Raw genomic sequence first — 25,205 nt, forward strand, 5'->3', positions numbered from 1 at the left:
ACGGGTGTGGCGTCCCACCCAGGTACGACGTGCGGATCAACCTGCGGGGGCACGCCCGGTGGCACCCTCGGCCCGTAGCCTCCGGGTGGTGAACCGGCAACCTCTCGTCCTGGCTCTGGGCGCGCTGGGGCAGACCCTGTGGGGCCGGGATGCCCCATCCGATCGACCGCTGCGGACCCGCTGGCCCCGACTGGCCCGCGCCCTCACCCCGATCGGCCTGCTCGCCGCGCTCGGCTTCTTCTGGATCACGCTGAGCGTGGAGCTGGATCTGGAGCTGCCGACGCCGGTGGCGGTGCTGTTCGCGGCGATGACCACGGCACCGCTGCTGGCGCTGCCCCGGCGTCCGCTGCTGGCCTGGCGGTTGACCGTGCTGGCCCTGCTGGTGTGCACGTTCAACGCGCCGGCCGACCTGCCCGGCCCGTGGACCCCGCCGCTGGCCCTCGGGTCGGTCGCCGTGGTCGCGGTGGCCGCCGCGCGGGTCGACCGGCCGGTGCTGGCGTGGCTGGTGGCGATCACGGCGATACCGGTGCTCACCCTGGTCCGCCCGGAGAACCGCGCCGCCGTCCTGGCGCTGCTCGGCGCGCTGGCGATCGTCGGCGACCTGATCCGGCGCAACCGGCTGTCCCGCCGGGCGCTCGCGGCGCAGACCGAGCTGAGCGAGCGCGAGCAGGAGCGCCGCGCGGTGCTGGAGGAGCGCACCCGGATCGCCCGCGAGCTGCACGACGTGGTGGCACACCACATGTCGCTGATCGCCGTGCAGGCCGAGACCGCGCCGTACCGCCTCGACGACGTGCCCGCCCCGGCCGCCGCCGAGTTCGCCGCCATCGCCGGCTCGGCCCGCGACGCGCTGACCGACATGCGGCGGCTGTTGGGGGTGCTGCGCAGCGAGGTCAGCGGACCGCAGACCGCCCCGCAGCCCGACCTGGCCGACCTGGGCGCGATGGTGGACGCGGCCCGCCGCGCCGGGCTGGCCGTGACCCTGGACGCCGACCCGTCTCCTGCGGTGCCCGCGCCGGTCGGGCTGGCCGCGTACCGCATCGTCCAGGAGGGCCTGGCCAACGCGGCCCGGCACGCGCCGGGCGCCGCGGTGCGCGTCACCGTCCGCGCCGGTCCGGCCGGTCTGGGAGTACGCGTCGACAACTCCCCGCCCGACGCCCCACCGACCGCCGACGGCGGGCCGGGCCACGGGTTGACCGGTATGCGCGAGCGCGCCACCTCGCTCGGCGGTACGTTCACCGCCGGGCCGCTACCGGACGGCGGATACGCGGTGGCGGCCGAACTGCCGTACGAGGTGGGGAGCCTGGACACATGATCAAGGTGCTGATCGTCGACGACCAGGCGATGGTCCGGCAGGGCTTCGGCGCGCTGCTCGCCGCCCAGCCCGATCTGCTGGTGGTGGGCGACGCCGCCGACGGCGCGCAGGGGGTCGCCGCCGCCCGTCGCCTCGACCCGGATGTGGTGCTGATGGACGTGCGGATGCCGGTCCTGGACGGGCTGGCCGCCACCCGTCAACTGCTGGGCGACCGCTCGGCGCAGCGCCCCCGGGTGCTCATCCTCACCACGTTCGACCTGGACGACTACGTGTACGAGGCGCTGCGCGCCGGTGCGAGCGGCTTCCTGCTCAAGGACGCGCCCGCAGCCGACCTGGTGCAGGCGGTGCGGGTGGTGGCGGCCGGGGACGCGCTGCTCGCCCCGGCGGTGACCCGCCGGCTGATCGCCGAGTTCGCGGCCCGCCCGGAACGCCGCCGACCCCGCCCCACCGACCTGGCCGGGCTGACCCCACGGGAGACCGAGGTGCTGCGGTTGATCGCCCGGGGCCGCAACAACGCGGAGATCGCCAAGGACCTGGTGGTGGCGGAGCAGACCGTGAAGACGCACGTCGGGCGGATCCTGGCCAAGCTCGGCCTGCGCGACCGGGCCCAGGCGGTGGTGTTGGCGTACGAGACGGGTCTGGTCGCCGCCGGCGAGTAGCACCGGAGAGCCACCCGGAAGACGGCTCCCCGGGACGACGCCCCCGGCCCGTGCGCCCCCGCACTCTCCCTCCGGACGACATTCCGGAGGGGGAGACCACACATGCGACGACGAACTGCCGCCCGGGTGGCGGTGAGCACCCTGCTCGGTGTGAACCTGATGCTGCCCGGCGGGCCGGAACCGGTCGTGGCGGCGGGGTTCGTCGAGGCGTACCCGGTCACCGCGGCGGCGATGCGCGCGGCCGGCCCCCCGTACGCGGACTGGACGGCCGACGGACGCCGGTTTCTGACGTTCGATCCGCGCGGTGACGGCCGCGTCGTGGAGGTGGTCGGCGACCTGACCGGCGCGGACCGGATCGCGGTGCTGGTGCCGGGGGTGGGCAGTACGCTCGCCGATTTCGACCGAGGGCTGGGTGGGGTGGCCGGGCGCGCGCCGGCGGTGCAGGCCCGCCAGCTCTACGGGCGGCTGCGGTCGACCGACCCGTCGGCGCGGGTCGCGGTGCTGGCCTGGCTCGGCTACGACCCGCCCGACGGGGTGTTGGCCGCCGCCGGCGACGCCAGCGCCCGGCGCGGGGCGGTCGCGCTGGCCGGGCTGCTGCGGGAGTTGGCGGCGCGGCGTCCCACCGCGACGATCACGGTGGTCGGGCACAGCTACGGGGCGTTGGTGGTGGCGCTCGCGGCAGCGCACGCCCCGGCGCAGGTCACCGACGTGGTCAGCCTCGGTGGGGTCGGCGCGGGTGTGCAACGGGCCGACGAGTGCCGCGACGGCCTGCGGTTCTGGGCGGCCGAGGCGTCCTCCGACTGGATCCGTCGGGTGCCGGCGGTGCGCCTCGCCGGCCTCGGGCACGGACGTCGGCCGGGCGACCCGGCGTTCGGCGCCCGACCGCTGCCGGTGGACGGGGTGGCCGGACACGACGGTTACCTGACGCCGGGCAGCGCCACGCTCGACGCGGTCGCGGGGGTCGTGCTGGGCGTCGGACCGGTCGAGGACCCCCGGTGAGCCGCGACCGCGCGGTGGACGCGCTGCGGGCGTACGCCATCGGTGGCGTCGTGCTCGGGCACTGGATGGTCACCGGCCTGGTGCTGACCGGCGACGGCGGGCTGCGCCAGGCCAGCCCGCTGGCGGCGATGCCCGGGCTGGCCCCGGTGACCTGGCTGGTGCAGACGCTCGGCCTGTTCTTCTTCGCCGCCGGCTTCGGCTCGGCCCGGTCGCTGGCGCGGCACCGGGGCGGGTGGGGCGGCTGGCTGGCCCGCCGCACGCGTCGACTGCTGCTGCCCGCGGTGGCGCTGCTGGGCACGGGTGCGGCGGTGCTGCTGGCCGCCACCGTGCTGGGCGCGCCGGACGACACGCTCGCCCTGGGGCTGCGGCTCGCGGTCAGTCCGCTGTGGTTCCTGGCGCCGCTGCTGCTCCTCGTCGCGTCGAGCGGCCCGCTGCGCGCCGCCGTACGCCGATGGGGGGTGGCACGCTGCGCGCTGCCGGCGGTGGCCGTGGTGGCGGCGAGCGACGTCGCGGTCCGCCTGGCGCCGGACGGGGTGACCGTGCCGCCGGTCAGCGTGGTGGCGGCCTGGGCGGTGCCGTACCTGCTCGGCCTCGCCCACGCCGACGGGCGGCTGGCCGGCCGGCGGGCGGCGGCCCTGCTGGCGGTGGGCGGGGGCGGGACGCTCGCCGTGCTGCTGGCGCTGGGCTACCCGGCCAGCGCGGTCGGGGTGCCCGGGGTCGGGATGTCCAACCTCAACCCGCCGTCGCTGCTGGCCGTGGCGCTGGCGGCCACCCAGGTCGGGCTGGGCCTGCTGGCCCGGCTCGGGTGGGAACGGTTGCTGGCCCGGCCGCTGCCGGCCCGCGTGGTGGCCACGATGAACCGTGACGCCGTGCGGATCTACCTGTGGCACCAGCCGGTGCTGGTCGCGGTGACCGCGCTCACCGCGCGGAGCGGGATGGCCCTGCCCGGGCTGCACACCGCGCCGGACGGTCCGGCGTGGCTGCTGGCCCGGTGCTGCTGGCTGCCGCTGCTCGCCGCCACGCTGGTCACGGTGGTACGCGGAGGGCGCGGAACCGGGTCGACAGCGCGTCGGGCCAGGCCGGTACGGCCGGGCGGTGGAGCGCTCGCGGACCGGTCGGGCGAGTGCGTGCCGGGGCCGGCTCAGGTGTACGATCATCGACGTTCGGGCCGGGCCGACCTGCAGGAGGTGATCGCTGTGCGAGATAGCGATCCTCCTAGTCGTGGCCGGGCCGATGGTCAGCCCCGCTGAGCCACGACTCAGTCTGGCGAGCTGACCCCGCTCCGCTCCCCCACCACCTCGGTCGACGCCGTGGTGCGTGCCGCGCCGTCCGGTCACCGGACGGTCGCCGGGAGCCGCCCGGTCACGACTTCGTGTGCGCGTCCCCACCCCCTGCGGTCCGCCCTCACCCGCGGATCGTCCAGCCGCCACTCGGAGCCGTCCATGAGCCGCTACGTCGCCCCGCTGGGCTTCACCCTCGCCGCCGTCTGGGTGGCCGTCGTCTTCGTCCTGGCCGGCGGCGGTCACTGACCACCGCCGGCCGGTCGGGCCCGGGTCGTTTCCCGCCCGACCGCTCGTCAGATCATCCGTGACGTCCAGAGCAGGCTGAGCGCGCCGGCGCAGAGCGCCAGCAGCAGCGCCACCCCGGCGTACCACTGGGTCACCTCGCGCGGCTCGGTCCGGAACCCGATCGAGCTGCCCATGTCCTGGTAGACCTGCTTCAGCTCGCTCACCGAGGCCGCCTCGTAGAAGTAGCCCTCGGTCGTCTCGGCCAGCTCGGCGAGGGCCAGCCGGTCCACCGGCACCCGTTGGAGCTGCCCACCGATGTCGACCTGACCGGTGTCGGTGCCGAACGCGATGGTGGAGACCGGCACGTTCGCCGCCTGCGCGGCGGCTGCCGCCTCCTCCACCGACCGGCCGGAGGTGCGGAAGCCGTCCGACAGCAGCACGATGCGCGCCGGTGGGATACCGGCCGCGCCGTCGGCCGGCACCGACCGGATCGCCTCCAGGCAGGTGAACACCGCCTCGCCCGTCGCGGTCGCCTCGGCCAGCACCAGCCCGTCGATCGCGGCGGTCACCGCGTCCCGGTCCTTGCCCGGCGGCACCAGCACGTTCGCCGCCTTGGCGAAGGAGACGAGACCCAGGTTGTAGCTCTCCGGCAGCTCGCCCACGAACTGCTTGGCCGCCTCCTGCGCGGCCTCCAACCGGTTCGGCGCGACGTCGTCGGCCTGCATCGACAGGGAGACGTCGATGGCGAGCATCACGGTCGCCCGCTCCAACGGCTCCTTCGTGTCCACCGCGGGGCGGGCCAGGGCCGTGGCGAGCACCAGCAGGCAGAGCAGGAACGCGGTCGCCGGTACGTGCCGCCGCCAGCCCAGGCCCCTGGGCGCGACGGTACGCAGCAGGTCCACGTTGGTGAACCGCATCGCGTACGCCCGGCGGTGCAGCTGCCGCCAGACGTAGAACGCGGCGAGCGCGAGCACCGGCAGCACCGCCAGCAGCCACCACGGTTGCAGAAAACGGATCATCGTGTCGTCCCCCGGGTCCGCGCGTGCCGCTGCGCGGCAACGAAACGCACCATGTCCAGCAGCCAGTCTCGGTCCGTACGCAGACGCAGGTGGGCCGCGCCGGCACCGCGCAGCGCGGCGGCGATGGTGGCCCGTTGGGCGGCGGCGGCCTCCGCGTACCGCTGCCGCAGCCGGGGATCGGCGGTCTGCACCTCGTGCAGCTCACCGCTCTCCGGGTCGACCACGGGCAGCACCCCCACGTCGGGCAACTCCAACTCGCGCGGGTCGACCACCTCGATCGCCAGCACGTCGTGCCGGACGCGCAGCTTGCGCATCGGCCGGGCCCACTGCTCGGCCGGCGCCAGGAAGTCCGAGACCACCACGGCCACCCCGCGCCGCCGGGGCGGACGGTTGAGCATGTCGACGAGCGCGCCCAGGTCGCCCCGGCCGGGCTGGATCGGCGTGCCGGCGACGGCGCGCAGCAGGCCCTGCGCCTCCTTGCGGCCGGAGCGGGCCGGCAGGCGGGTGAGTACGCCCGGACCGGGTGGTGGCGGGCCACCGCGCCAACGCCGGACCGGCGCGGACGCGCCACCGCCGGTGCCGATCACCGCACCGATGCGGTTGCCGCCGCGCACGGTCAGGTGGGTGATCGCCGCGGCGGCGGCCACCACCACCTCCCGTTTGAGCCACTGCCCGGTGCCGAAGTCCAGGCTGGCCGAGAGGTCCAGGGCCAGCCAGGTCTCCAACTCCCGGTCGGCGACGGTACGGCGCACATGGGCGGTCGTGGTCCGTGCGGTCACCGGCCAGTCCATCCGGCGTACGTCGTCACCGGGGCGGTACTCCCGCGACTCGCCCGCCTCGCTGCCCGGCCCGGGGAGCAGACCGGCGTAGTCGCCCTGGAGCAGACCGTCGAGCTTGCGGGTGACCAGCAGTTGCAACCGGGACAGCACGGCCTCGCTGCGGTCACCCAGCGGGGCGGGACGAGGGGTGGGTGAGGTCACGGCCGCTGCCCGGGCCAGCCCGCGCCGGGTGGTGGGGCGCTCGACGGCGGGGTGGCCTGCTGCCGGGGCGCGACCGACGGAAGCGGGATCGTGGACATCACCCGCTGCACGATGTGGTCGGCCGGCACGTCGTCGGCGAGCGCGTCGTAGCTGAGCACCAGCCGGTGCCGCAGGATGTCCGGAGCGATGTCCTGGACGTCCTGCGGCAGCGCGTAGTCGCGTCCGCGCAGCAGCGCCAGCGCGCGGGTGGCCCGGACCAGTCCGAGCGAGGCGCGCGGGCTGGCCCCGTACTGGATCAGTTGGGCGACGTCCGGCATGCCGTGCTCAGCGGGCGTACGGGTGGCCAGCACCAGACGAACCGCGTAGTCGACAAGCGCGTTGTGCACGAACACCTGGTCGGCCTTGCGTTGCAGCGCGATCAACTCGGGGGTGTCGAAGACCGCCGTCGGTTCCGGCGCGGCCACGCCCATCCGGTAGACGATCTCCCGTTCCTCGGCGTCGGTCGGATAACCCACCACGATCTTCATGAGGAACCGGTCCCGCTGGGCCTCCGGCAGCGGGTAGACGCCCTCCTGCTCGATCGGGTTCTGGGTGGCCATCACCAGGAACGGGTCGGGCACCTGGTGGCTCTCCCCGCCGATCGACACCTGCCGTTCGCTCATCACCTCGAGCAGCGCCGACTGCACCTTCGCCGGGGCACGATTGATCTCGTCGGCGAGCAGGAAGTTGACGAAGACCGGCCCCAGCTCCACGTCGAACTTCTCGCTCGACTGCCGGTAGATCCGGGTGCCCATGATGTCGGCCGGCACCAGGTCGGGGGTGAACTGCACCCGGGCGAAGGACCCGCCGACGACCTTGGCGAGGGTCTCCACGGCCAGGGTCTTGGCCACACCGGGCACGCCTTCGAGCAGGCAGTGGCCGCGGGCGAGCAGCGCGACGAACATCCGCTCGACCATCCGGTCCTGGCCGACGATGACCCGTTTGATCTCGAACAGCGCCTTCTCCAACAGGGTGGCGTCCTGCGCGGGCGTGGTCACCGGGGCGGGCGCCGGGGGTGTCGCCCCGTTGGGCGTCGGGGCGTCGGGCGTGGTCGGCTGGGCCACCGGTCCTCCACAGCGTTTGTCGGTCGTCGCGGCTGGTGCGGTATCAAGACTCGCATGCCTTCCTGAGTGTCGAGGTGGGGAGAAGCCGATTTTCGCCGCGCCGTCCCGAGCATCGAATCGCGCGTCATGGGTGGACAGGGACCGGGCCGCCGCGTGTACGATTCATCCCGTCGCCGGGCGGCTCCCCCCGTGGCCGCCCGGCGCTCAAACTTCTCGCTGCGGCCGCCCTAGACTGGCCGGGATGAGCGTCCCCACCCCCGCCGACGAGGCCCTGGTCTGTTCGGCCCGCGGCTGCCGTGCCCCCGCCGTCTGGGCGCTGGAGTGGAACAATCCCCGCCTGCACACCGCCGATCGGCGCAAGACCTGGCTGGCCTGCGCCGAACACCGGGACACGCTCGGCGCGTTCCTGGACGCCCGGGGCTTCCTCCGTACCGTCACTCCGGTGTCCGGATCGCCTACCCTCGACGTGTGAGCGAGCGATGAGGCACAGCAGCGGCGCGGCGCGGAACGGATCTGCTCGGTGAGCGCGCAGGACCGCACCGAGCCACCGGCCACGCCGGGCCCCGACGCCACACCGGCCGCCCCGGGCCCCGACACCGCGCCAACCGTGCCCGCCCCGCCCCGGCCGACCTCCCCGGCGGCACCGCCCGGCATCGCGCCGCCGCCCGGGGCGTTCCCCGCGCCCGGCACGCTCGGCCCGGACCCGTCCCCACCGGACGTCCGGTCGCCCGCCCCGCTGCCGCCGAACGCCGTGCCGCCGAACGCTCCGCCGCCGTCCGCCGGCCACGCCGCCCCGCCCGACCTGCCGCCGCCCGGCCTCCTGCCGCCGGGGCCCGCCTCGGTGACGTCGGCCCGCGGTCCGTTGGAGCCGTGGCCGGACACCGTACGCTGGCAGCCGATCTCCACGGACCTGATCTGGGTGGAGCTGATCCGGCTCGCGGTCGTGGTGGCCATCGGCCTGGCCGTGACCGCGGTCGGCTGGGCGCTCAGCGGTCACTGGCTGTTCGGGTTGGCCCTCGCCGTCGTGCTGGTGCTCGGCGCGTGGCGGGCCACGGCCATCGTCCGGGCGGTACGCGCCTGGGGCTACGCCGAACGCGACGACGACCTGCTCGTACGACACGGGCTGCTGGTCCGGCGGCTCTCCATCGTCCCGTACTCGCGCATGCAGTTCGTCGACGTGAGCGCCGGCCCGCTGGAACGCGCCTTCGACCTGGCCACCGTGCAGTTGCACACGGCGGCGGCGGCCAGTGACGCGCGGGTGCCCGGCCTGCGCCCGGCGGAGGCGTCCCGGCTACGCGACCGACTCACCGCGCTGGGCGAGGACCGGGCGGAGGGGCTGTGACCAGCCGCGCTGTGACCACCCGCGCGGGTGACCGCCGACGTCACCGGGCACCGGCCCGATGAGCGAGATCCCCGTCGAGCCGGGCACCGTACCGCCGTCCTCCGGCAGCGACGCGCCCCCTGCCGGTCCACCGCACGCGGTCGTGCCGCCGCATGCCGGACTGCCGCCGCATCCTGCGGGGTCACCGGATGCTGGCGGGGTGCCCTACCCCGCCGGGACGCCGCATCCCGCTGGACCGCCGTATCCGGTCGGGTCGCCGCACTCGGTCGGGCCGCCGCACTCGGTCGGGCCGCCGCATCCGGCCGGGTCGCCTTATTCGGCCGGGCCGCATGAGGCGGTTCAGCCGTGGCCGGCACCGGGCAGTGGCGGTGGTGGAGAGCCGCGACAGCGGCTGCACCCGCTCAGCCCGCTGCTGCACGGCGCCAAGTCGTTGGTCGTGGTGATCGCCGGGCTGTCCTGGTCGACCCTGTCGCGGGTCGGCTTCGGTTGGTTCGCCGCGATGGTGGTGGTGCTGGCGCTCGGCGCGACCGTGCTCTCGGTGATCAGCTGGTACAACACCGGCTACCACGTGGTGGGGCGCGAGCTGCGGGTGCACGAGGGGCTGCTCTGGCGACGTACCCGGGCCATCCCGTTGGAACGGTTGCAGGCCGTGGAGGTGGTCCGGCCGCTGCTCGCCCAGCTCACCGGCTTGGCCGAGCTGCGCCTGGAGGTCGTCGGCGGCGGCAAGACCGAAGCGCCGCTGGCGTACCTCGGGGTGGCCGAGGCGACCCGGCTGCGGGAGCGGCTGCTGGCGCTCGCCGGGCGCGCCGCGCCGGTCGACGAGACCGCGCCCGCGACGCGGGTCGAGACGCCGACGGCCGTGCGGGGTCGACCGCTGCACGCGGTACGCAACCAGAACCTGCTGGTCAGCCAGTTGCTCACCCCGCAGGCGTTCCTGCTCCCCTTCGGCCTGGCCTTCGTCGTGGTGCAGTTCGTCACCGCCGGGTCGTGGTCGTTCATCGCGGTGGCGAGCACCCTGACCGCGATGGCCGGGGTGCTGCTGCAACCGATCCGCCGGGTGCTCGACGACTGGAACTTCCGGCTGGCCCGCGACGGCGACACCCTGCGGGTGCACAACGGCCTCCTGGAGACCCGCGCGCAGACCGTGCCGCTGGATCGGGTCCAGACCGTACGGGCCACCTGGCCGCTGCTGTGGCGGGTCAACGACTGGCTGCGCCTGCGGTTGGAGGTGGCCGGCTACTCGGTCGCGGAGGCCGACGACCGCAACCGCCCGGACCGGCTGCTGCCGGTGGGGGACCTGCCGACCGCCACGATGATCGTCGGCGAGGTGCTGCCCGGCGTACGCCTGGACGCGCTCACCCTGAGCCCGCCGCCGCCCCGGACCCGCTGGCTGCACCCGCTCGGGCGCGGCGCGCTCGGCGCGGGCCTGTTCGACCGGGTCTTCGCCACCCGCTCCGGGCTGCTCACCCGGCAGTTGGCGATCGTGCCGTACGCGCGGATCCAGAGCGTGCGGGTCGTGCAGGGGCCGGTGCAGCGCCGGCTGCGGCTCGCGACGGTGTACGCGGACACGGCCGGCGGCTCGGGCGCGGCAGCCCAGGACCGCGACCTCGCCGAAGCCTGGGCCCTGGCGGCCGACCTGACCCGCAGAGCCCACCAGGCCCGCCGCCCCACCTGACCCCGACCCCCACAGCTGCCGTTGATCAAGAGGTCGGCGTCAAAAATCGGGCACACGGTGACGCAAACCTCTTGATCGACAAGGACGAACCGCCCCTCTCCCCCTGGTTGATCATGAAGTTATTGCCCTCGGGCACGGCGTGTCGGGGCAATAACTTCATGATCAACGGGCCCGGCCGGGCCCGGCCGGGCCGGGGCGGGCCGGGGCGGGGCCGGGGGTCAGTGGTCGGCGGGGATCGCGTGGGGGGTTTGGGGATCGGGGTGGTCGGTCGGGGGGTCGGCGGGGTCGGGGGGCGGTTGCGTTCCCGCTTTCGGATGACGGGCGCGCCGCGACCGCCAGGCGCGCTCGGCCAGGCCGACGACCAGGTAGGTCAGCCCGACGTACGCCCAGCCGACCAGCACGTCGATCACGTAGTGCTCGCCGGAGTAGACCAGGGTGAAGGTCATCGCCAGCGGGTACGCGAGCAGCAGCGGCCACCACCGGCGGCGGGTGGTGTGCAGGAAGAACAGCACCACGAACAGCGCCCACGCGGTGTGCAGCGACGGCATCGCGGCGACCGGGTTCGAGGCGATCTGGCCGGCGTTGAGCACGTTGCCGGCGCCGTGCATGCCGAACGCCTTCCAACCCCGGGTGGAGATCCGGGCGACCTCGGTGAGCAGGCCGTTCTGCGCGGCCCACCACGGCGGGGCGGCCGGGTAGGCGAAGTAGGTCACCAGGCCGGCGGCGCAGAGGAAACCCCACCGCCGCATGTACGCGGCCCAGCGGCGCCTGTCACGCAGCCAGAGCACCGCGGCGGCGGTCAGCGCCACCACGAAGTGCGAGAAGTACACCCAGCTCGCCGCGACGTCCCACCAGTGCACCTGCGGGCGGTACAGGTGCTCCTGCAACCAGACGGTGGGCACCTCACCGCCGGTGGCCCAGCCGAACATGAACCGGTCGGCGACGATCAGCTCCATGGCGTGCGGGGTGGCCCCGTTGTCGGCGAACCCGCGCGAGAGGTTGTAGACGACGAACAGCAGCACCACCGGCACCCAGTCCCGGGCGAAGCGCAGGTGGCTGCGCCACGGGCGGTCGCTGTTCCAGGCGATGGTCCCGAGCCAGATCCACACGAAGGCGTACGCGGGGTCGGTCGGCAGCCCGATCGCGAGCCAGGCGGCGACGAAGGCGACCGCCCAGATCGTCATGGCGACGATGCGCCGACGACCCGCGTCCGGGGACGCGGGTGGGTCGGTCCGGGCGGGGGGCTGGGGGTCAGTCACGACGGCCATCGCGGTCAAGGTTAACGACGGCTACGGCATCGACCGACGGGTACCACCCGGCCAGGCGGCCCACAGGTGGGAGGGCGACCGGCGTCGGGATCGCCGGGCGCGTGCTCGGCGGGGTCGGGCAGCACCTAGGCTGACGACCATGCAGGAGCAGCCCGAGCCGGCCTTCGCGCCGGGTCTGACCGCCCAGGTCGAGCTGACCGTCACCGACGCGGACACCGCCCAGGCGGTCGGTTCGGGGGACGTACCGGTGCTGGGCACACCCCGGGCGCTCGCGCTCGCGGAGGCGGCCACCGTCGCGGCCACGGCCACCGCGATGCCGCCCGGGTCGACGACGGTAGGCACCCGCGTCGAGCTGGAACATCTCGCCCCGACGGTGGTGGGCCGCACGGTACGGGCCCAGGCGCTGCTGACGTCCGTCGACGGCCGTCGGTTGTCGTTCGAGGTGAGCGTCGCCGACGGCGACCAGACGGTGGCCCGGGGACGGGTGGACCGGCTGCTGGTGGACCGGCAGCGCTTCGTCGAGCGGGCCGGGCGGGCGTCGTGAGCGCCGGGTTCGTCGAGGTCGCCGACCGGGTGTACGTGCGTGGCGAGCCCCTGCTGCGGGTCAACGTCACGCTCGTCGTCGGCGACGACGGGGCGCTGCTGGTGGACACGCTCTCCTCGGCCGGACAGGCCACCGAGCTGGCCGAGGCCGTCCGGGCGGTCACCGACCGTCCGCTGACCCTGGTCAACACGCACCACCACTACGACCACTGCTTCGGCAACGCCGTCCTGGCCGGCGACCCGGCCCGCCCGGTGTACGCGCACGAGCGGGCCGCCGCGGCGCTGCGCGAGGACCCGGAGCGGCTGCGCCGCGAGGCGTACGAGGAGGTGCGCACCGAGCACCCGGGGCTGGCCGCCGAGCTGGCCGACACGCCGTTGCTGGCCCCGACGCACACGGTGCACACGGAGGCGACGGTCGACCTGGGCGGCCGGCGGGTGGTGCTGCGGCACCCGGGGCGTGGGCACACCGACGCCGACCTCGTGGCGTACGTGCCCGACGCGGACGTGCTGGTCGCCGGTGACCTGGTGGAGCAGAGCGGTCCGCCCGCCTTCGAGGACTCGTACCCCCTGCAGTGGCCGGACGCGGTCGCGGACCTGCTGCGGCTGACGACGCCGCGCACGGTCGTCGTGCCCGGTCACGGCGACCCGGTGGACGTCGAATTCGTCCGCGCCCAGCACGCCGAGCTGGTCCGCCTGGCCTGGCTGATCCGGGCCGCGCACACCGGCGACGCGCACCCGGAGCGGGTGGCCGCCGAGGCGCCCTTCGGTGCCCGCGCGGCGCTGATCGCCGCCCGCCGCGGCTACCGCGAACTGAACGGCGAACCCTAACCACCCCGCCCCCTTTCCCGCGCCGATCTTGCACTTTCGGTTGTCGATAAGTCCCTTGTGCGGGGCAATGTCGGCGCAGAAAGTGCAAGATCGGCGGAGAAGGGGGCTCGGCTAGACCGGGGTGCGGCGCCACTGTTGGTTTGTGGCGGTGGTGCAGGTGGACTGGACGGCGCGGGCGCCGTCGGTGGTGGCGGCGTTGAGGATGGTGAGGCACTTGTTGCTGTGCCTCGCGACCAGCTGTACTGCGCCGGCGGTGCCGACCTCCTGGACGCGCCACTGCTGGTTGGTGCCCCCGTTGCAGGTCCACTGGGTCACCCGGACGCCGTCGGCGGTGGCGCCCGCGCCGCCGTAGACGTCGAGGCACTTGCCGCTGTGCACGCTGGTGACCGTTTGGTAGCCGCCGCCCGCGTCCTGGAACCGCCACCGCTGGTTGGGCTGCCCGTTCGCGCTCCACTGCACGATGTCGGCGCCGTCGGTGGTGGCGTTGTTGGAGACGTCCAGCAGCTTCCCGCTGTGCTGGGCGGTGAGGGTGTACGCGCTCGGCACCGGCACGGTGCTTCCCGGGGTCAGCCGGTACAGCCCGGCGCCGTGGGCCGGCAGCGAGCGGGTGAGGGTCCCGGTCACCGTGCCGAGGGCCGCGCCGGACCACAGGTCGGTCACGGTGGCCGAACCGATCCCCAGGTCGGCCAGGTTGGCCGAGACGTTCGCCGTGCCGCTCTCGCGGTTGAACAGGGCGAGGTAGCGGTCGGTGCTGCCCGGCACGTCGGCGGTCCACGCCTGCCGGGTGCCTCCGGTGAGCTGACGGTTGTTGGCGCTGTTCTGGTCGACGGCCAGCACGGCGGCGTTGGTCATCAGCGCGAGTTCCTGGGCGCGGTTCTCGACCAGGTTGCCGCCCCACATCAGCGGCGCGCGGTTGATCGCCCAGAGCGTCATCAGGGTGCGCTGCTCGTCCGCGTTCAGGTTGGAGTAGCGGGGTGAGCCGACCGGCCCGTACTTCGACAGTCGGCCGATGGGGATCATGTCCGGGTCGGGCCAGGCGCCGGTGGCGCGGTACGGGGTCCAGTTGCGGAGTTGGTCGAAGAGGGCGTCGACGGACGACCAGTTGTCCCACAGGTCGTTGACGATCCGCCACATGTGCGCGTTGGCCTGGACGTGGCTCCCACTGGCCAGCGGGGTCGCGCCGGGCGACAGGCTCAGCACCATGGGACGGCCGCTGCGCTGGATCGCCAGCTTGTAGCCCTCGACCTCCGCCTGCCGGTAGGTCGGCGCGGCGATGTCGTCCACCTTCACGAAGTCGATCCCCCAGGACGCGAGCAGTTGGAACACCGAGTCCAGGTAGCTCTGCGCACAGGGGTTGGACATGTTCAGGCCCCACATGAGGTTGAGCCAGGCCGCGGTGGTGCTGTTGTTGACCTGGTTGGCGCGGCAGTTGGTGCCGAGGATCGGGACGTTGTCGGCCACCGCCTGGCGGGGAATGCCCCGCATCAGGTGGACCCCGACCTTCAGGCCCTGCGCGTGGATGTAGTCAGCGAGGGGTTTGAACCCGTTGTCACCGGCGGCGGAGGGGAACCGGGTGGTGTCCGGCAGCAGCCGCCCGTTGCCGTCCATGCGGAGCCGGGGTTGCAGGTTGGCGTCCTGGTTCGGGCTGTTGTTGTGCCGTCCGGGGTAGTACCACCCCCAGTCGATGACGATGTACTGCCAGCCGGACTGCCGCAGGTTGGTGGCCATGTAGTCGGCGTTGGCCCGGACGTCGGCCTCGGTGACGCTCCAGTTGAAGGAGTCGTAGCTGTTCCACCCCATCGGCGGGGTGTTGGCCGTTCCGTTGTCCCAGGCGTGCGCCGGCTCCGGCGCTCTGGCGGCGACGCCACCCACGGCGACCAGGGCGACGACCAGTACGGCGGCGAGGCGGCGGAATGTCGGTGGTACCAGGACGAGTCTCATCGGAGTCTCCCGGATAACACGCAGGAAATAGGCGGACGCCGATGTTAACGTTCACATAACACGAGCGTCAACCGCCGAAGCGGCGTTCGACGTCGGCACGGCTCGGCATCGCGGTGGCGCCGCCCGGCGACTCGCACACCAGACCGGCGACCCGCAGCGCGAACGCCACCGAATCGACCCAGCCCGCCGGGTCGGACGGCTCGCCGTCGCGCAGCAGGTCGGCGATGAGCGCGGCCATCACCGAGTCACCGGCCCCGGTGGCGTCGACGGCGTTCACCTTCGGCGCCGGCACCCGCACCGGATCGGCCTCGGCGGCGGCCAGCACCGCGCCCGCCGCGCCAAGCGTCACCACCACCGTGGACGCGCCCAACTCCCGCAGGTACGCCGCCACCCCCTCGACCGGCTCGCCCGGATAGAGCAGCGCGGCGTCGGCGCTGCTGAGCTTGACCAGGTGCGCGCCCGCGGCGAACTCCGCCACCACCTGCCGCAGCCCGTCCAGCGCGGCCGGCCCGTCGAGCAGTCGTGGGCGGACGTTCGGGTCGAGGACCCGCAGCCCGGTGGCGAGCGACCAGGCCCGGCGGGCGGCGGCCAGGGTGCCCGGCTCGAGCAGCACGATCGAACCGCAGTAGAGCACGTCGGCGCCCTCGGTCAGCGCCAGGTCCAGGTCGTCCGGGCCGAGCAGGCCGTAGGAGGGCGGCTCGCCGTAGAAGCGGAAGTCCGGTTCCGCGCCGGCGTACGTGACCACCGCGAGCGTGGTCGGCGCGTCGACCGTGACCGCCCCCGCCAGGCCGACGCCGACCCCGGTCAGGAAGTCGCGGATCCGCTGGCCCAGCACGTCGTCACCGAGCGAGCCGACGAACTCCGCCGCCCCGCCGAGACGGGTCACCCCCACGGCCACGTTGAGCGGACCACCACCGATGGCCTGCCGGTAGACCCGCTCCCCGTCGACGTCGCTGTCGAGCAGGTCGACGAGCGCCTCGCCGAGCACCATCGCGTACCCCATCGGAGTCCCCCTCGTCGTCACCCGGCCCGCGACGGCCGTCTGGCACCAGGCTGGCACAGCCGGCGGCCCGGCGACCGGCGAAGGCCCAGGCCGCCGCTCAGTCCGCGCGGTGGATCGGGCCGTCCACCACGGCCAGCGGCCGGCCGGTGCCGCGATCAGCTCGCGCGGTGAATCGGGCCGTCCACCACGGCCAACGGGCGGCCGGTGCCGCCCCAGCGGGCCGCGACGATCTGCGCGGCAACGCTGACCGCGGTCTCCTCGGGGGTACGACCACCGAGGTCCAGCCCGATCGGTGAGGCCAGCCGGTCGAGTTGTTCGGCGCTGAGCCCCGCCTCGCGCAGCAGCTTGTGCCGTTCGTCGTGGGTGCGCCGCGATCCCATCGCGCCGACGTACGCCAGCGGTTGGCGCAGGGCCAGCGCCAGCAGTGGCACGTCGAACCTCGGATCGTGGGTCAGCACGCAGACCACCGTGCGCCCGTCGACCCGACCGGCGTCGACCTCGTCCCGCAGGTAGCGGTGCGGCCATCGCACCACCACCTCGTGCGCCTCGGGGAAGCGCCGGCCGGTGGCGAAGACGGGCCGGGCGTCGCAGACGGTGACCCGGTAGCCGAGGAACGCGCCGATCCGGGCCACCGCCGCCGCAAAGTCGATCGCCCCGAAGACGATCATCCGGGGTGCGGTGGCGTACGCGGCCACGAAGACACTGAGGCCGCTACCCCGGCGCTGCCCCTGATAGCCGTACCGGAGCACGCCGCTGTGCCCGGCCCCGAGCAGCCCGAGCGCGTCCGCGGCCACGGCGTCGTCCAGCCGGTCGTCGCCGAGTGAGCCGGTCACCTGCCGACCGGCGAGCACCAGCCGGCGACCCAGCCGCCCGGCCGGGTCGGACGCGTCACCGGCGTCGGCGGCCACGCAGGTGACGATCGCGGCCGGCTCGCCTGCCTGCCGCGTGACGGCGACCGCGTCGAGCTGCGCCAGGGCGTCGCCGTCGATCCGCTGGACGAACACGTCGAGCATGCCGCCGCAGGTCAGACCCACGGCGTACGCCTCGTCGTCGCTGACGCCGTAGTGGACCAGCTCCGGTACACCGGTGGCGAGCACCTGGCGGGCCCGCTCGTAGAGGTCCGCCTCGACGCAGCCGCCGGAGACGCTGCCGGTGACCGTGCCGGCGGTGTCGACGAGCATCGCGGCGCCGGGCGGCTGCGGCGCGGATCGCCAGGTGGCGACCACGGTGGCCAGGGCGACCGGTTGGCCGGCGCGGCAGCGGCGGTGCAGTTCGTCGAACACGTCGGGCACGCGCACTCGTCCTCCTGTCCCGTCACCGTCCGGTCCGGGTCGCGTCACCCGCCGGTACACAGATCATCGCGGGAGAAGCGAGATCGTCGGCCCAAACGGGCAAGCACCACCCGACCCACTCGCGGGCGTGAAGCGGGAAGATCACGCACGAACATTGATGCAGTGGCCTCCCAGCGCGATCGATGCCACTACATCCTGGATCCAGTGCGATCTTGCCCGCGGGCCGCGCGACCTGGCCCTGTTTGACGCATCGAGGACCGACTATTGCGTCGGCAACCGACGACGTGATGGGATGACGCGTACCGGGTGGGGCGAGGGCTGCCGCGCCACCGGTTGCCGGGTGGGTCAGACGCGAGGGCACCGGTCCAGGACAGGACCGTCGATGGCGCGTGTCCGCCGGCCGATCTGCTGCCGGGCGCGGGCCAGGGTGATCGTCGTATCCGCTTGCGGCGGGGGTGCTCGGGCGGCACGCCTCGCGAGTCAGGAGAACCCGTGAACCGTTCCCGTACGGCCGCAGTGCTCACCGCGGCCCTGACCTTTGCGCTGGGCGCCGTCGCCCTGGCGTCCAGTCCACAACCGGCGGCCGCGCACGGCGCGGCGATGACGCCGGGCAGCCGCACCTACCTCTGCTGGCAGGACGGCCTCAGCCAGACCGGCGAGATCAGGCCGAACAACCCGGCCTGTGCCGCGGCCGTGGCGCAGAGCGGGACCAACTCGCTCTACAACTGGTTCAGCGTGCTGCGCTCGGACGCCGGTGGCCGCACCACCGGTTTCATCCCGGACGGGCAGCTGTGCAGTGGTGGCGCCACCGGTTTCCGGGGCTACGACCTGCCCCGTACCGACTGGCCGCTGACCCACCTGACCTCCGGCGCGCGGCTGGACTTCCGGTACAGCAACTGGGCGCACCACCCGGGCACGTTCTACTTCTACGTGACGAAGGACAGTTGGAGCCCGACCCGGGCGCTGGCCTGGAGCGACCTGGAGGAGCCGTTCCTGACGGTGACCAACCCGCCGCAGCGCGGCTCGGTCGGCACCGCCGACGGGCACTACTACTTCAGCGGCAACCTGCCGTCGGGCAAGAGCGGCCGGCACATCATCTACTCCCGCTGGGTGCGTTCGGACTCGCAGGAGAACTTCTTCGGCTGCTCCGACGTGACGTTCGACGGTGGCAACGGTCAGGTGACCGGTGTGGGTCCGGGCGGGTCGAACCCGACCACCCCGCCGCCCACCACCCCGCCGCCGACGACGCCGCCGCCCACCACGCCGCCGCCGACCACTCCCCCGCCCACCACGCCGCCGCCCACCACCCCGCCGCCGACCACGCCGGCGCCGACCGGTGACTGCATGGCCGTCTACAAGGTGACCAGTTCCTGGCAGGGCGGATTCCAGGGCGAAGTCACGATCATGAACCACAGCAGTGCGGCGTTCTCCGGTTGGACCGCGAGCTGGACCTGGCCCAGCGGACAAAAGATCAACCAGATCTGGAGCGCCACCCAGACGACGTCCGGCGCCTCGGTGACCGCGACGAACGTCCAGTACAACGGCACGGTCGCGCCAGAAGGCACAACCACGTTCGGATTCCTGGCGAGCAGCACAGGAACGAACACCCTCCCGACGGTCACCTGCACCGGTCGCTGAGGTCGCCCTGAAATGATCAAGAGGTTTGCGTCATCCGGAGCGCTTCCGGTGACGCAAACCTCTTGATCGACAGGGTGGGGCCGCGGGTCAGCGGACCATGGAACCGACCACCGGCTTCGTGAGCAGGGCGGACTGGTTGCGCTGGATGCCCGGGTCGAGGGTCTTGGCCACGAAGATGGCGTGCCAGATGCAGAAGATCAGCACGGTCCACACCTTGCGGGAGTGATCGAACTCCTCCCGCTTGTGCTCGTCGAGCAGCCGCAGCGCGTACGACAGGTCGAGCAGGTCACCCGCGCCGGACGTGCTCAGCACGTGGCGTGCCCACTCGTACATCTCGCCGCGCAGCCAGACCCGGGTCGGGGTCGGGAAGCCGAGCTTCTTGCGGTTGACGATCGCCGGCGGGACGACACCCTGCAACGCCTGGCGCATCGCGTACTTGGTGGCGTCGGAGCGTGGCGGCAGCTTCAGGTCCACCGGGATCTTCGCCGCGACGTCGAACACCTCGCGGTCGAGGAACGGCACCCGCACCTCCAGCGAGTGCGACATCGAGATGCGGTCGGCCTTGACCAGGATGTCGCCGCGCAGCCAGGTGTAGAGGTCGACGTACTGCATCTTGGTGACGTCGTCCAGCTCGGTGCACTCGGCGTAGATCGGGGCGGTCACGTCGGTGTAGCGCACCGAGGGGTCGTAGCGACGCAGCAGGTGCTGCTTCTCCTCCTCGGTGAACATCCGGGCGTTGCCGTAGTAGCGCTCCTCGATCGGGGTGGTGCCGCGCTCCAGGAAGCTCTTGCCCTTGACGCCCTGCGGGATCGCCTTGGAGACCGCGCGCAGGCCCTTCTGCACGCCACCGGGCAGACCGTTGACGGCGCCCAGCGACAGCGGCTCGCGGTAGATCGTGTAACCACCGAAGAACTCGTCGGCACCCTCACCGGAGAGCACCACCGTGACGTGCTCGGCGGCCTTCTTGGCCACGAAGTACAGCGGCACCAGCGCCGGGTCGGCCACCGGGTCGTCCAGGTGCCAGACGATCTTCGGCAGCGCGTCGATCATGTCCTGCGGACCGATCTTGGTGGGGATGGTGGTGACGTCCAGGTGCCGGGCCGAGTCCTGGGCGACGTCGATCTCGGAGTAGCCCGGGACGTCGTAGCCGACGGTGAAGGTCAGGATGTTCGGGTTGAACTCCCGCGCCAACGCCACCACGGCGGTCGAGTCGATGCCACTGGACAGGAACGAGCCGACCGGCACGTCCGAGCGCATGTGCATGCGTACGCTCTCGCGCAGTGTCTCGCGGATCTCGTGGTAGAGCTTCTGCTCGTCGTCGACCGGCGCGGGCCGGAACACCGGCCGGTACCACCGCCGGACGTCGATCCGCCCGCCCGGGGTCCAGGTCAGGTACTCCCCCGAACCGATCCGGCTGATGCCCTTGTGCAGCGTGCCCGGCTCCGGCACGTACTGCAGGGTCAGGTAGTGGCTCAGGTTGGCCGCGTCGACGCCCGCGTCGCCCTGGTAGTTGCTGTGCGCGAACGGCAGCAGCGCCTTCTTCTCCGAGGCCAGGTAGAGGCCGTCGGCGGTCTCCAGGTAGTGCAGCGGCTTGATGCCGAAGTAGTCCCGGGCCCCGAACGCCCGCCGCTCCTGCCGGTCCCAGATGACGAAGGCGAACATGCCGCGCAGCCGGGTGAGCACCTGCTCGCCCCAGTAGTGGTAGCCGGCGACGATCACCTCGCCGTCACCGGCGGTGGCGAACTGCGCACCGAAGTCCCGGATCAGCTCGTCGCGCAACTCGATGTAGTTGTAGATCTCACCGTTGAAGGTCAGCAGGTAACGGCCGTTCGCGTACGGCAGCGGCTCGTGACTCGACGCGACGTCGATGATGGCGAGCCGCTTGTGGGCGAACACTCCGTCCGCGTACCGGCCGGACGCGTCGCCGACCACCTCGACCCCTGTCTCGTCCGGGCCCCGGTGGTGCAGGCATTCCAATGCTCCGGCGATGTGGTCGCGGTGCGCGGCGGCGTTGCCGTTCGCGCTGAAGAAGGCCAGGAGTCCGCACATGGTCGTCATCTTTCCACGCGCTCCACCGGCCCGTCGCAGCCGTCCGCCGTTCGGGGGCGCTCCCGGCCGACACCACCGCGAACCGGGCGCGCGGTACCGTCGGGACCAGCCACGAGCGGAAGGGAGCGGCGCAATGACCGAGGAACGCACCGACGGCACGCCGACAGACGGCACGGAATCGCACGATCCGGACTTCCCGGAGGCGTTCCTGTCGTTCATGCGGCAGGGCTGGCGCGACACCGAACTCCCGGTCACGCCCCGCCCCGAGGTCCCCAACTACGCCAAGCGGCGCGCCGCGCTGTCGGCCGCCTTCCCGGGCGAGACGCTTGTCATCCCGACCGGCGGCGAGAAGGTACGCGCCAACGACACCGCCTACCCGTTCCGGCCGGGCAGCGACTTCGCCTACCTGACCGGCGACCACGACCCGGACAGCGTGCTGGTGCTGCGCCCGAACGGCTCGGGCCACGACGCCACGCTGTACATGCGGCCCCGCTCGTCGCGGGAGACCGACGAGTTCTTCCGCAGCCGGCACGGTGAGCTGTGGGTGGGCCGGCGGCACACCCTCGGCGAGAAGTCCACCGAGCTGGGTCTGCCCACCGCCGACCTGACCGGCCTGGAGGCGGCGCTGGCCGACCTCGCTCCGAGGCGTACCCGGGTGTTGCGCGGTTTCGACGCCCAGGTGGACGCGGCCGTGCGGCCCTGGGACGGGCCGCGCGCCGAGGGGCAGCCGGCCCGCGACCGGGAGCTGGCCATCGCCATCTCGGAGCTGAAGCTGGTCAAGGACGAGTGGGAGATCGGCCAACTCCAGGACGCGATCGACGCCACCGTCCGCGGCTTCGAGGACGTGGCCCGCATCCTGCCGGCCGACCGGGCCGTCTCCGAGCGGCTGCTGGAGGGCATCTTCGCGCTGCGCGCCCGGCACGACGGCAACGACGTCGGGTACGGCTCGATCGTCGGCGCCGGCGAGCACGCCACGATCCTGCACTGGGTGCACAACCACGGCGCCACCCGCCCGGGTGACCTGCTGCTGATGGACATGGGCGTCGAGGGGCGCAACCTCTACACCGCGGACGTGACCCGGGTGCTGCCGGTCGACGGCCGGTTCACCGCGCTGCAACGCCAGGTCTACGACATCGTGTACGCCTCGCAGCAGGCCGGCATCGACGCCATCCGCCCCGGCGTGAAGTTCAAGGACGTCCACCTGACCTGCATGCGGGTGCTCGCCGAGGGCCTGTCCGACCTGGGCCTGCTGCCGGTGAGCGTGGACGAGGCCATGGACGAGAAGTCCTCGATCTACCGGCGCTGGACGCTGCACGGCTTCGGTCACATGCTCGGTATCGACGTGCACGACTGCTCGAACGCCCGCAAGGAGACGTACCGCGACGGCGCGCTGGGTGAGGGCTACGTCCTCACCGTCGAGCCGGGTCTCTACTTCCAGCCCGAGGACGAGCTGGTCCCAGCCGAGCTGCGCGGCATCGGCATCCGCATCGAGGACGACGTCCTGGTCACCGCGACCGGCGCGGTCAACCTGTCGGCCGGCCTGCCGCGCACCTCTGACGAGGTGGAGACCTGGCTGGCCGAGCAGCGCGAGGCCGGCCCCCGCCTGCCCGGCTGACCCTCGGGTACGACCCTCGGCCGGGCCGGACGTCCCATCGTCCGGCCCGGCCTCTTTCGTCCGCCCGCCCGGCCCGGACTTGATCGACTCGGCTTCCGTGATGTCGGGGCATCGAGGGCGATCGGATACCGCGTCTTCCGCGAACCCGTGCCACCTTCCACGGCGTCCCGGCCCGTTAGCGGCGCGTGCCCCAACCTGAGGCATATGCGGGGTTTTCTCGGATACGTCCGCCTCGCGAAGATAGTTCTCATACGGTGGGCATCAGAGGCTGCAACCCATTTGTAGCTGGTCGTGGCGCTGCGGGCGGTGCGACCCCCTCTGGTAGCAGGAAGGGCGGAAGGCTCTGATGTCCGATGACATAACGAGTACCGAGGGCGGCGCCTCGACGGCACCGCCGCCGACACGACGACGACGGGCGCTCTGGGTCGCCGGCGTGGCCGGTCTGACCGGGGTGGTGGGTCTGGCCGCCCTCGGCGGTGTCGCCGCGCGGGACGACAAGCCCACCTCCGACCGGGTGTCCGACGCCCAGCCGTCGACGAACAGGCAGAACGTCAGCGACGCCGGCGGGAACGCCGACGAGGGCAAGGCAAGCGGCGACGAGGAGTCCAGCGGCGACGACTGGAGCGGCTTCGACGATCGCGGTGGTGCCGACAAGCGCCACGACAAGGAGCGCACCAGGCAGGTGCCCTGCGACTCGGACAAGCTGATCCAGGCGATCACCTTCGCCAACAGCGGCGATGGCGGTGTCCTGGAACTGGCGAAGGGCTGCACCTACACCCTGACCCGCAACCAGGACGGCAACGGCCTTCCGGTGATCACCGAGCCCATCACCCTCAAGGGCGAGCACACGGTCATCGGCCGCGCGGCCAACGCCGACTACTTCCGAATCCTGAACGTCGGTCCGGGCGGAAACCTCACCCTCAAGGGCCTGAGCATCAGGGGTGGGCAGACGATCCGGCAGCCGGCCATGGTGGAGGCGGCGACGGTCTGGGGTCCGTACTCGACCTCCGTCCGGACCAGCACGGCGACGAGCGCCACCGGTAAGCCGGCGACGGCGACGGGAGGGAAGCCGGCGGCGACGGCCAAGCCGGCCACGGCAGCCAAGCCGGCGGCGGCGGCCACGAAGGCGGCGGCCAAGACGGCGCAGCCGACGGCACCGGCCACGGCGGCGGCCAGGACGGCGAAGCCCACGGCGGTAGCCGGACAGGCCGCAGCGGCCACGGCGGCGGCCGAGCAGGCGGCGGTCAAGGCAGCGGCGGCCGAGCAGGCAGCGGCTACGGCAGCAGCGGCCAAGGGTGCGGCTGCCAAGCCCGCCGCCACGGTCACCGCGGCGGCCGGCACGACCCCGGCGGCCGGCACGGCGGTGCCGCTGGTGGCGGACCCCGGCGTCAACGACGGCGCCGGGGTGCTCGTCCAGCCCGGGGGTCGGGCCGAGATCCTGGACAGCGAACTGCTCTACAACCAGTCCGGCGGCAACGGCGGCGGGTTGGCGAACTTCGGTTCGACGCGGCTCGGCAAGAGCACCGTGGCGCACAACACCGCGTTCTTCTTCGGCGGCGGTGTCTTCAACGCCGGGGTGCTCCAGGTCGACGAGTCCACGGTCAAGGACAACACCGGCATCATCGGTGGCGGCGGCATCGCCAACGGTGCGGCCGACATCCGCACCGAGGGCGTCGACGGCGGCGCGGTCTGGGTCTACAAGAGCGAGATCACCGAGAACGAGACGCTCGGTTTCGGTGGCGGCGTCCTGGACGTCGAGGGCAGCACCACCCTGCACGACACGAAGGTCACCGACAACACGGCGGTCCTGGACGGCGGCGGCGTCGCCGTGGCAGACAGCCAGCTCACCCTGAAGCAGGCCACGGTGGCCAGGAACAGCGCTGGCCGCGACGGTGGTGGTCTGGCGGTCGTCTCCGACAGCACCGCGACGATCGAGAACACGGCGATCAAGGAGAACACCGCGGGGTCCGGGGGTGCCGGCCTCTTCAACGACGAGAGCCGCACGACGCTGCGCGACAGCGAGGTCGTCGGCAACCGGGCCGTCGGTCCGTTCGCCCGGGGCGGCGGCATCCTCAACACCGAGGGAAGCGAGGTCACGCTCCACCGGACGACGGTGGCGCACAACTTCGCCACCCTCGCGCCGGGGGGCATCTTCAACAGCCTCGGCGGCACGGTGACGCTGGACGACGACTCCGCGGTCACGGCGAACCGCCCGACCAACTGCTTCAACGTTCCGGACTGCTTCGCCTGACCGGTGGGGCTGAACCACATAGAGGGCACGCCCCTCCGAGCCCGTTGCGGCGCGGAGGGGCGTACCCATTTGAGCTGGTCAGGGGCTTGACGGCCCGGCTGGGGGCGGTGTGCCCGGGCGGGGCCTCCGGGCCGTCCCGCCACCAACGGCGTCGACCGTGCCCGACCGAGCCACCAGCGC

At 73.1% G+C, this 25,205-nt stretch carries 20 protein-coding genes; 12 read left to right on the plus strand and 8 right to left on the minus strand.

Annotated features, from left to right (window positions below):
* The first annotated feature begins 88 nt into the window (after window positions 1-88).
* The 4 genes from ACN263_RS19680 to ACN263_RS19695 all read left to right on the plus strand — a co-directional run bounded on the left by ACN263_RS19680 (window position 89) and on the right by ACN263_RS19695 (window position 4,220).
* Complete coding sequence (locus tag ACN263_RS19680) at window positions 89-1,312, plus strand: sensor histidine kinase (protein ID WP_422735847.1); 1,224 nt, start codon at window positions 89-91, stop codon at window positions 1,310-1,312.
* The gene (locus ACN263_RS19685) at window positions 1,309-1,971 is read left to right on the plus strand and encodes a response regulator (protein ID WP_422735848.1); all 663 of its coding nucleotides are present in this window, start codon (window positions 1,309-1,311) and stop codon (window positions 1,969-1,971) included. The genes ACN263_RS19680 and ACN263_RS19685 overlap by 4 nt, the downstream gene beginning before the upstream one ends.
* Window positions 1,972-2,073: 102 nt before the next feature.
* Window positions 2,074-2,970, plus strand: a complete 897-nt coding sequence (locus tag ACN263_RS19690) for an alpha/beta hydrolase (RefSeq protein WP_422735849.1) — start codon at window positions 2,074-2,076, stop codon at window positions 2,968-2,970.
* Window positions 2,967-4,220, plus strand: coding sequence for an acyltransferase family protein (locus ACN263_RS19695; protein WP_422735850.1), 1,254 nt, complete (start codon window positions 2,967-2,969; stop codon window positions 4,218-4,220). The genes ACN263_RS19690 and ACN263_RS19695 overlap by 4 nt, the downstream gene beginning before the upstream one ends.
* A 326-nt stretch (window positions 4,221-4,546) precedes the next feature.
* On the opposite strand, the gene ACN263_RS19700 is transcribed toward ACN263_RS19695, so the two are convergent.
* The 3 genes from ACN263_RS19700 to ACN263_RS19710 are packed head-to-tail and all read right to left on the minus strand — an operon-like array spanning window position 4,547 to window position 7,580.
* Complete coding sequence (locus tag ACN263_RS19700) at window positions 4,547-5,497, minus strand: VWA domain-containing protein (RefSeq protein ID WP_422735851.1); 951 nt, start codon at window positions 5,495-5,497, stop codon at window positions 4,547-4,549.
* Entirely contained in the window at window positions 5,494-6,495 is a 1,002-nt protein-coding gene (locus ACN263_RS19705; protein ID WP_422740757.1) for a DUF58 domain-containing protein, read from the minus strand. The genes ACN263_RS19700 and ACN263_RS19705 overlap by 4 nt, the downstream gene beginning before the upstream one ends.
* Complete coding sequence (locus ACN263_RS19710) at window positions 6,474-7,580, minus strand: AAA family ATPase (protein ID WP_422735852.1); 1,107 nt, start codon at window positions 7,578-7,580, stop codon at window positions 6,474-6,476. The genes ACN263_RS19705 and ACN263_RS19710 overlap by 22 nt, the downstream gene beginning before the upstream one ends.
* Before the next feature lie 241 nt (window positions 7,581-7,821).
* Here ACN263_RS19710 and ACN263_RS19715 point away from each other — a divergent pair, with 241 nt between their 5' ends.
* The 3 genes from ACN263_RS19715 (at window position 7,822) to ACN263_RS19725 (ending at window position 10,597) form a co-directional block, all read left to right on the plus strand.
* Window positions 7,822-8,052: a hypothetical protein gene (locus tag ACN263_RS19715; protein ID WP_422735853.1), complete on the plus strand. Its 231-nt coding sequence runs from the start codon at window positions 7,822-7,824 to the stop codon at window positions 8,050-8,052.
* Between the two features lie 279 nt (window positions 8,053-8,331).
* Window positions 8,332-8,922, plus strand: a complete 591-nt coding sequence (locus ACN263_RS19720; protein WP_422740758.1) for a PH domain-containing protein — start codon at window positions 8,332-8,334, stop codon at window positions 8,920-8,922.
* A gap of 58 nt (window positions 8,923-8,980) precedes the next feature.
* Complete coding sequence (locus ACN263_RS19725) at window positions 8,981-10,597, plus strand: PH domain-containing protein (RefSeq protein ID WP_422735854.1); 1,617 nt, start codon at window positions 8,981-8,983, stop codon at window positions 10,595-10,597.
* Between the two features lie 218 nt (window positions 10,598-10,815).
* Here ACN263_RS19725 and ACN263_RS19730 read toward each other — a convergent pair whose 3' ends face one another.
* Entirely contained in the window at window positions 10,816-11,865 is a 1,050-nt protein-coding gene (locus tag ACN263_RS19730; RefSeq protein ID WP_422735855.1) for a phosphatase PAP2 family protein, read from the minus strand.
* Window positions 11,866-12,004: 139 nt separating this feature from the next.
* Here ACN263_RS19730 and ACN263_RS19735 point away from each other — a divergent pair, with 139 nt between their 5' ends.
* Window positions 12,005-12,409 (plus strand): thioesterase family protein, encoded by a 405-nt coding sequence (locus tag ACN263_RS19735; RefSeq protein WP_422735856.1) that lies wholly within the window; start codon window positions 12,005-12,007, stop codon window positions 12,407-12,409.
* Window positions 12,406-13,236: an MBL fold metallo-hydrolase gene (locus tag ACN263_RS19740; protein ID WP_422735857.1), complete on the plus strand. Its 831-nt coding sequence runs from the start codon at window positions 12,406-12,408 to the stop codon at window positions 13,234-13,236. Before ACN263_RS19735 ends, ACN263_RS19740 begins: the two co-directional genes overlap by 4 nt.
* Before the next feature lie 111 nt (window positions 13,237-13,347).
* Here ACN263_RS19740 and ACN263_RS19745 read toward each other — a convergent pair whose 3' ends face one another.
* The 3 genes from ACN263_RS19745 to ACN263_RS19755 all read right to left on the minus strand — a co-directional run bounded on the left by ACN263_RS19745 (window position 13,348) and on the right by ACN263_RS19755 (window position 17,472).
* The gene (locus ACN263_RS19745) at window positions 13,348-15,177 is read right to left on the minus strand and encodes an alpha-galactosidase (protein ID WP_422735858.1); all 1,830 of its coding nucleotides are present in this window, start codon (window positions 15,175-15,177) and stop codon (window positions 13,348-13,350) included.
* A 67-nt stretch (window positions 15,178-15,244) separates the two neighbouring features.
* A complete protein-coding gene (locus tag ACN263_RS19750; protein ID WP_422735859.1) occupies window positions 15,245-16,180 on the minus strand; it encodes a carbohydrate kinase family protein in 936 nt (311 codons plus the stop codon).
* Between the two features lie 155 nt (window positions 16,181-16,335).
* Window positions 16,336-17,472, minus strand: a complete 1,137-nt coding sequence (locus ACN263_RS19755) for an XdhC family protein (protein ID WP_422735860.1) — start codon at window positions 17,470-17,472, stop codon at window positions 16,336-16,338.
* A 492-nt stretch (window positions 17,473-17,964) separates the two neighbouring features.
* Here ACN263_RS19755 and ACN263_RS19760 point away from each other — a divergent pair, with 492 nt between their 5' ends.
* Window positions 17,965-19,110: a lytic polysaccharide monooxygenase auxiliary activity family 9 protein gene (locus ACN263_RS19760; RefSeq protein ID WP_421472134.1), complete on the plus strand. Its 1,146-nt coding sequence runs from the start codon at window positions 17,965-17,967 to the stop codon at window positions 19,108-19,110.
* Window positions 19,111-19,197: 87 nt separating this feature from the next.
* Here ACN263_RS19760 and asnB read toward each other — a convergent pair whose 3' ends face one another.
* Window positions 19,198-21,159, minus strand: a complete 1,962-nt coding sequence (asnB, locus tag ACN263_RS19765) for an asparagine synthase (glutamine-hydrolyzing) (RefSeq protein ID WP_422735861.1) — start codon at window positions 21,157-21,159, stop codon at window positions 19,198-19,200.
* Window positions 21,160-21,292: 133 nt separating this feature from the next.
* Here asnB and ACN263_RS19770 point away from each other — a divergent pair, with 133 nt between their 5' ends.
* On the plus strand, window positions 21,293-22,774 hold the full coding sequence (locus tag ACN263_RS19770) for an aminopeptidase P family protein (protein WP_422735862.1): 1,482 nt from the start codon (window positions 21,293-21,295) through the stop codon (window positions 22,772-22,774).
* Between the two features lie 346 nt (window positions 22,775-23,120).
* A complete protein-coding gene (locus ACN263_RS19775) occupies window positions 23,121-25,025 on the plus strand; it encodes a right-handed parallel beta-helix repeat-containing protein (RefSeq protein ID WP_422735863.1) in 1,905 nt (634 codons plus the stop codon).
* Window positions 25,026-25,205 lie beyond the last annotated feature (180 nt).

The organism is Micromonospora sp. WMMD729, assembly GCF_049315225.1.
GTDB lineage: Bacteria > Actinomycetota > Actinomycetes > Mycobacteriales > Micromonosporaceae > Micromonospora.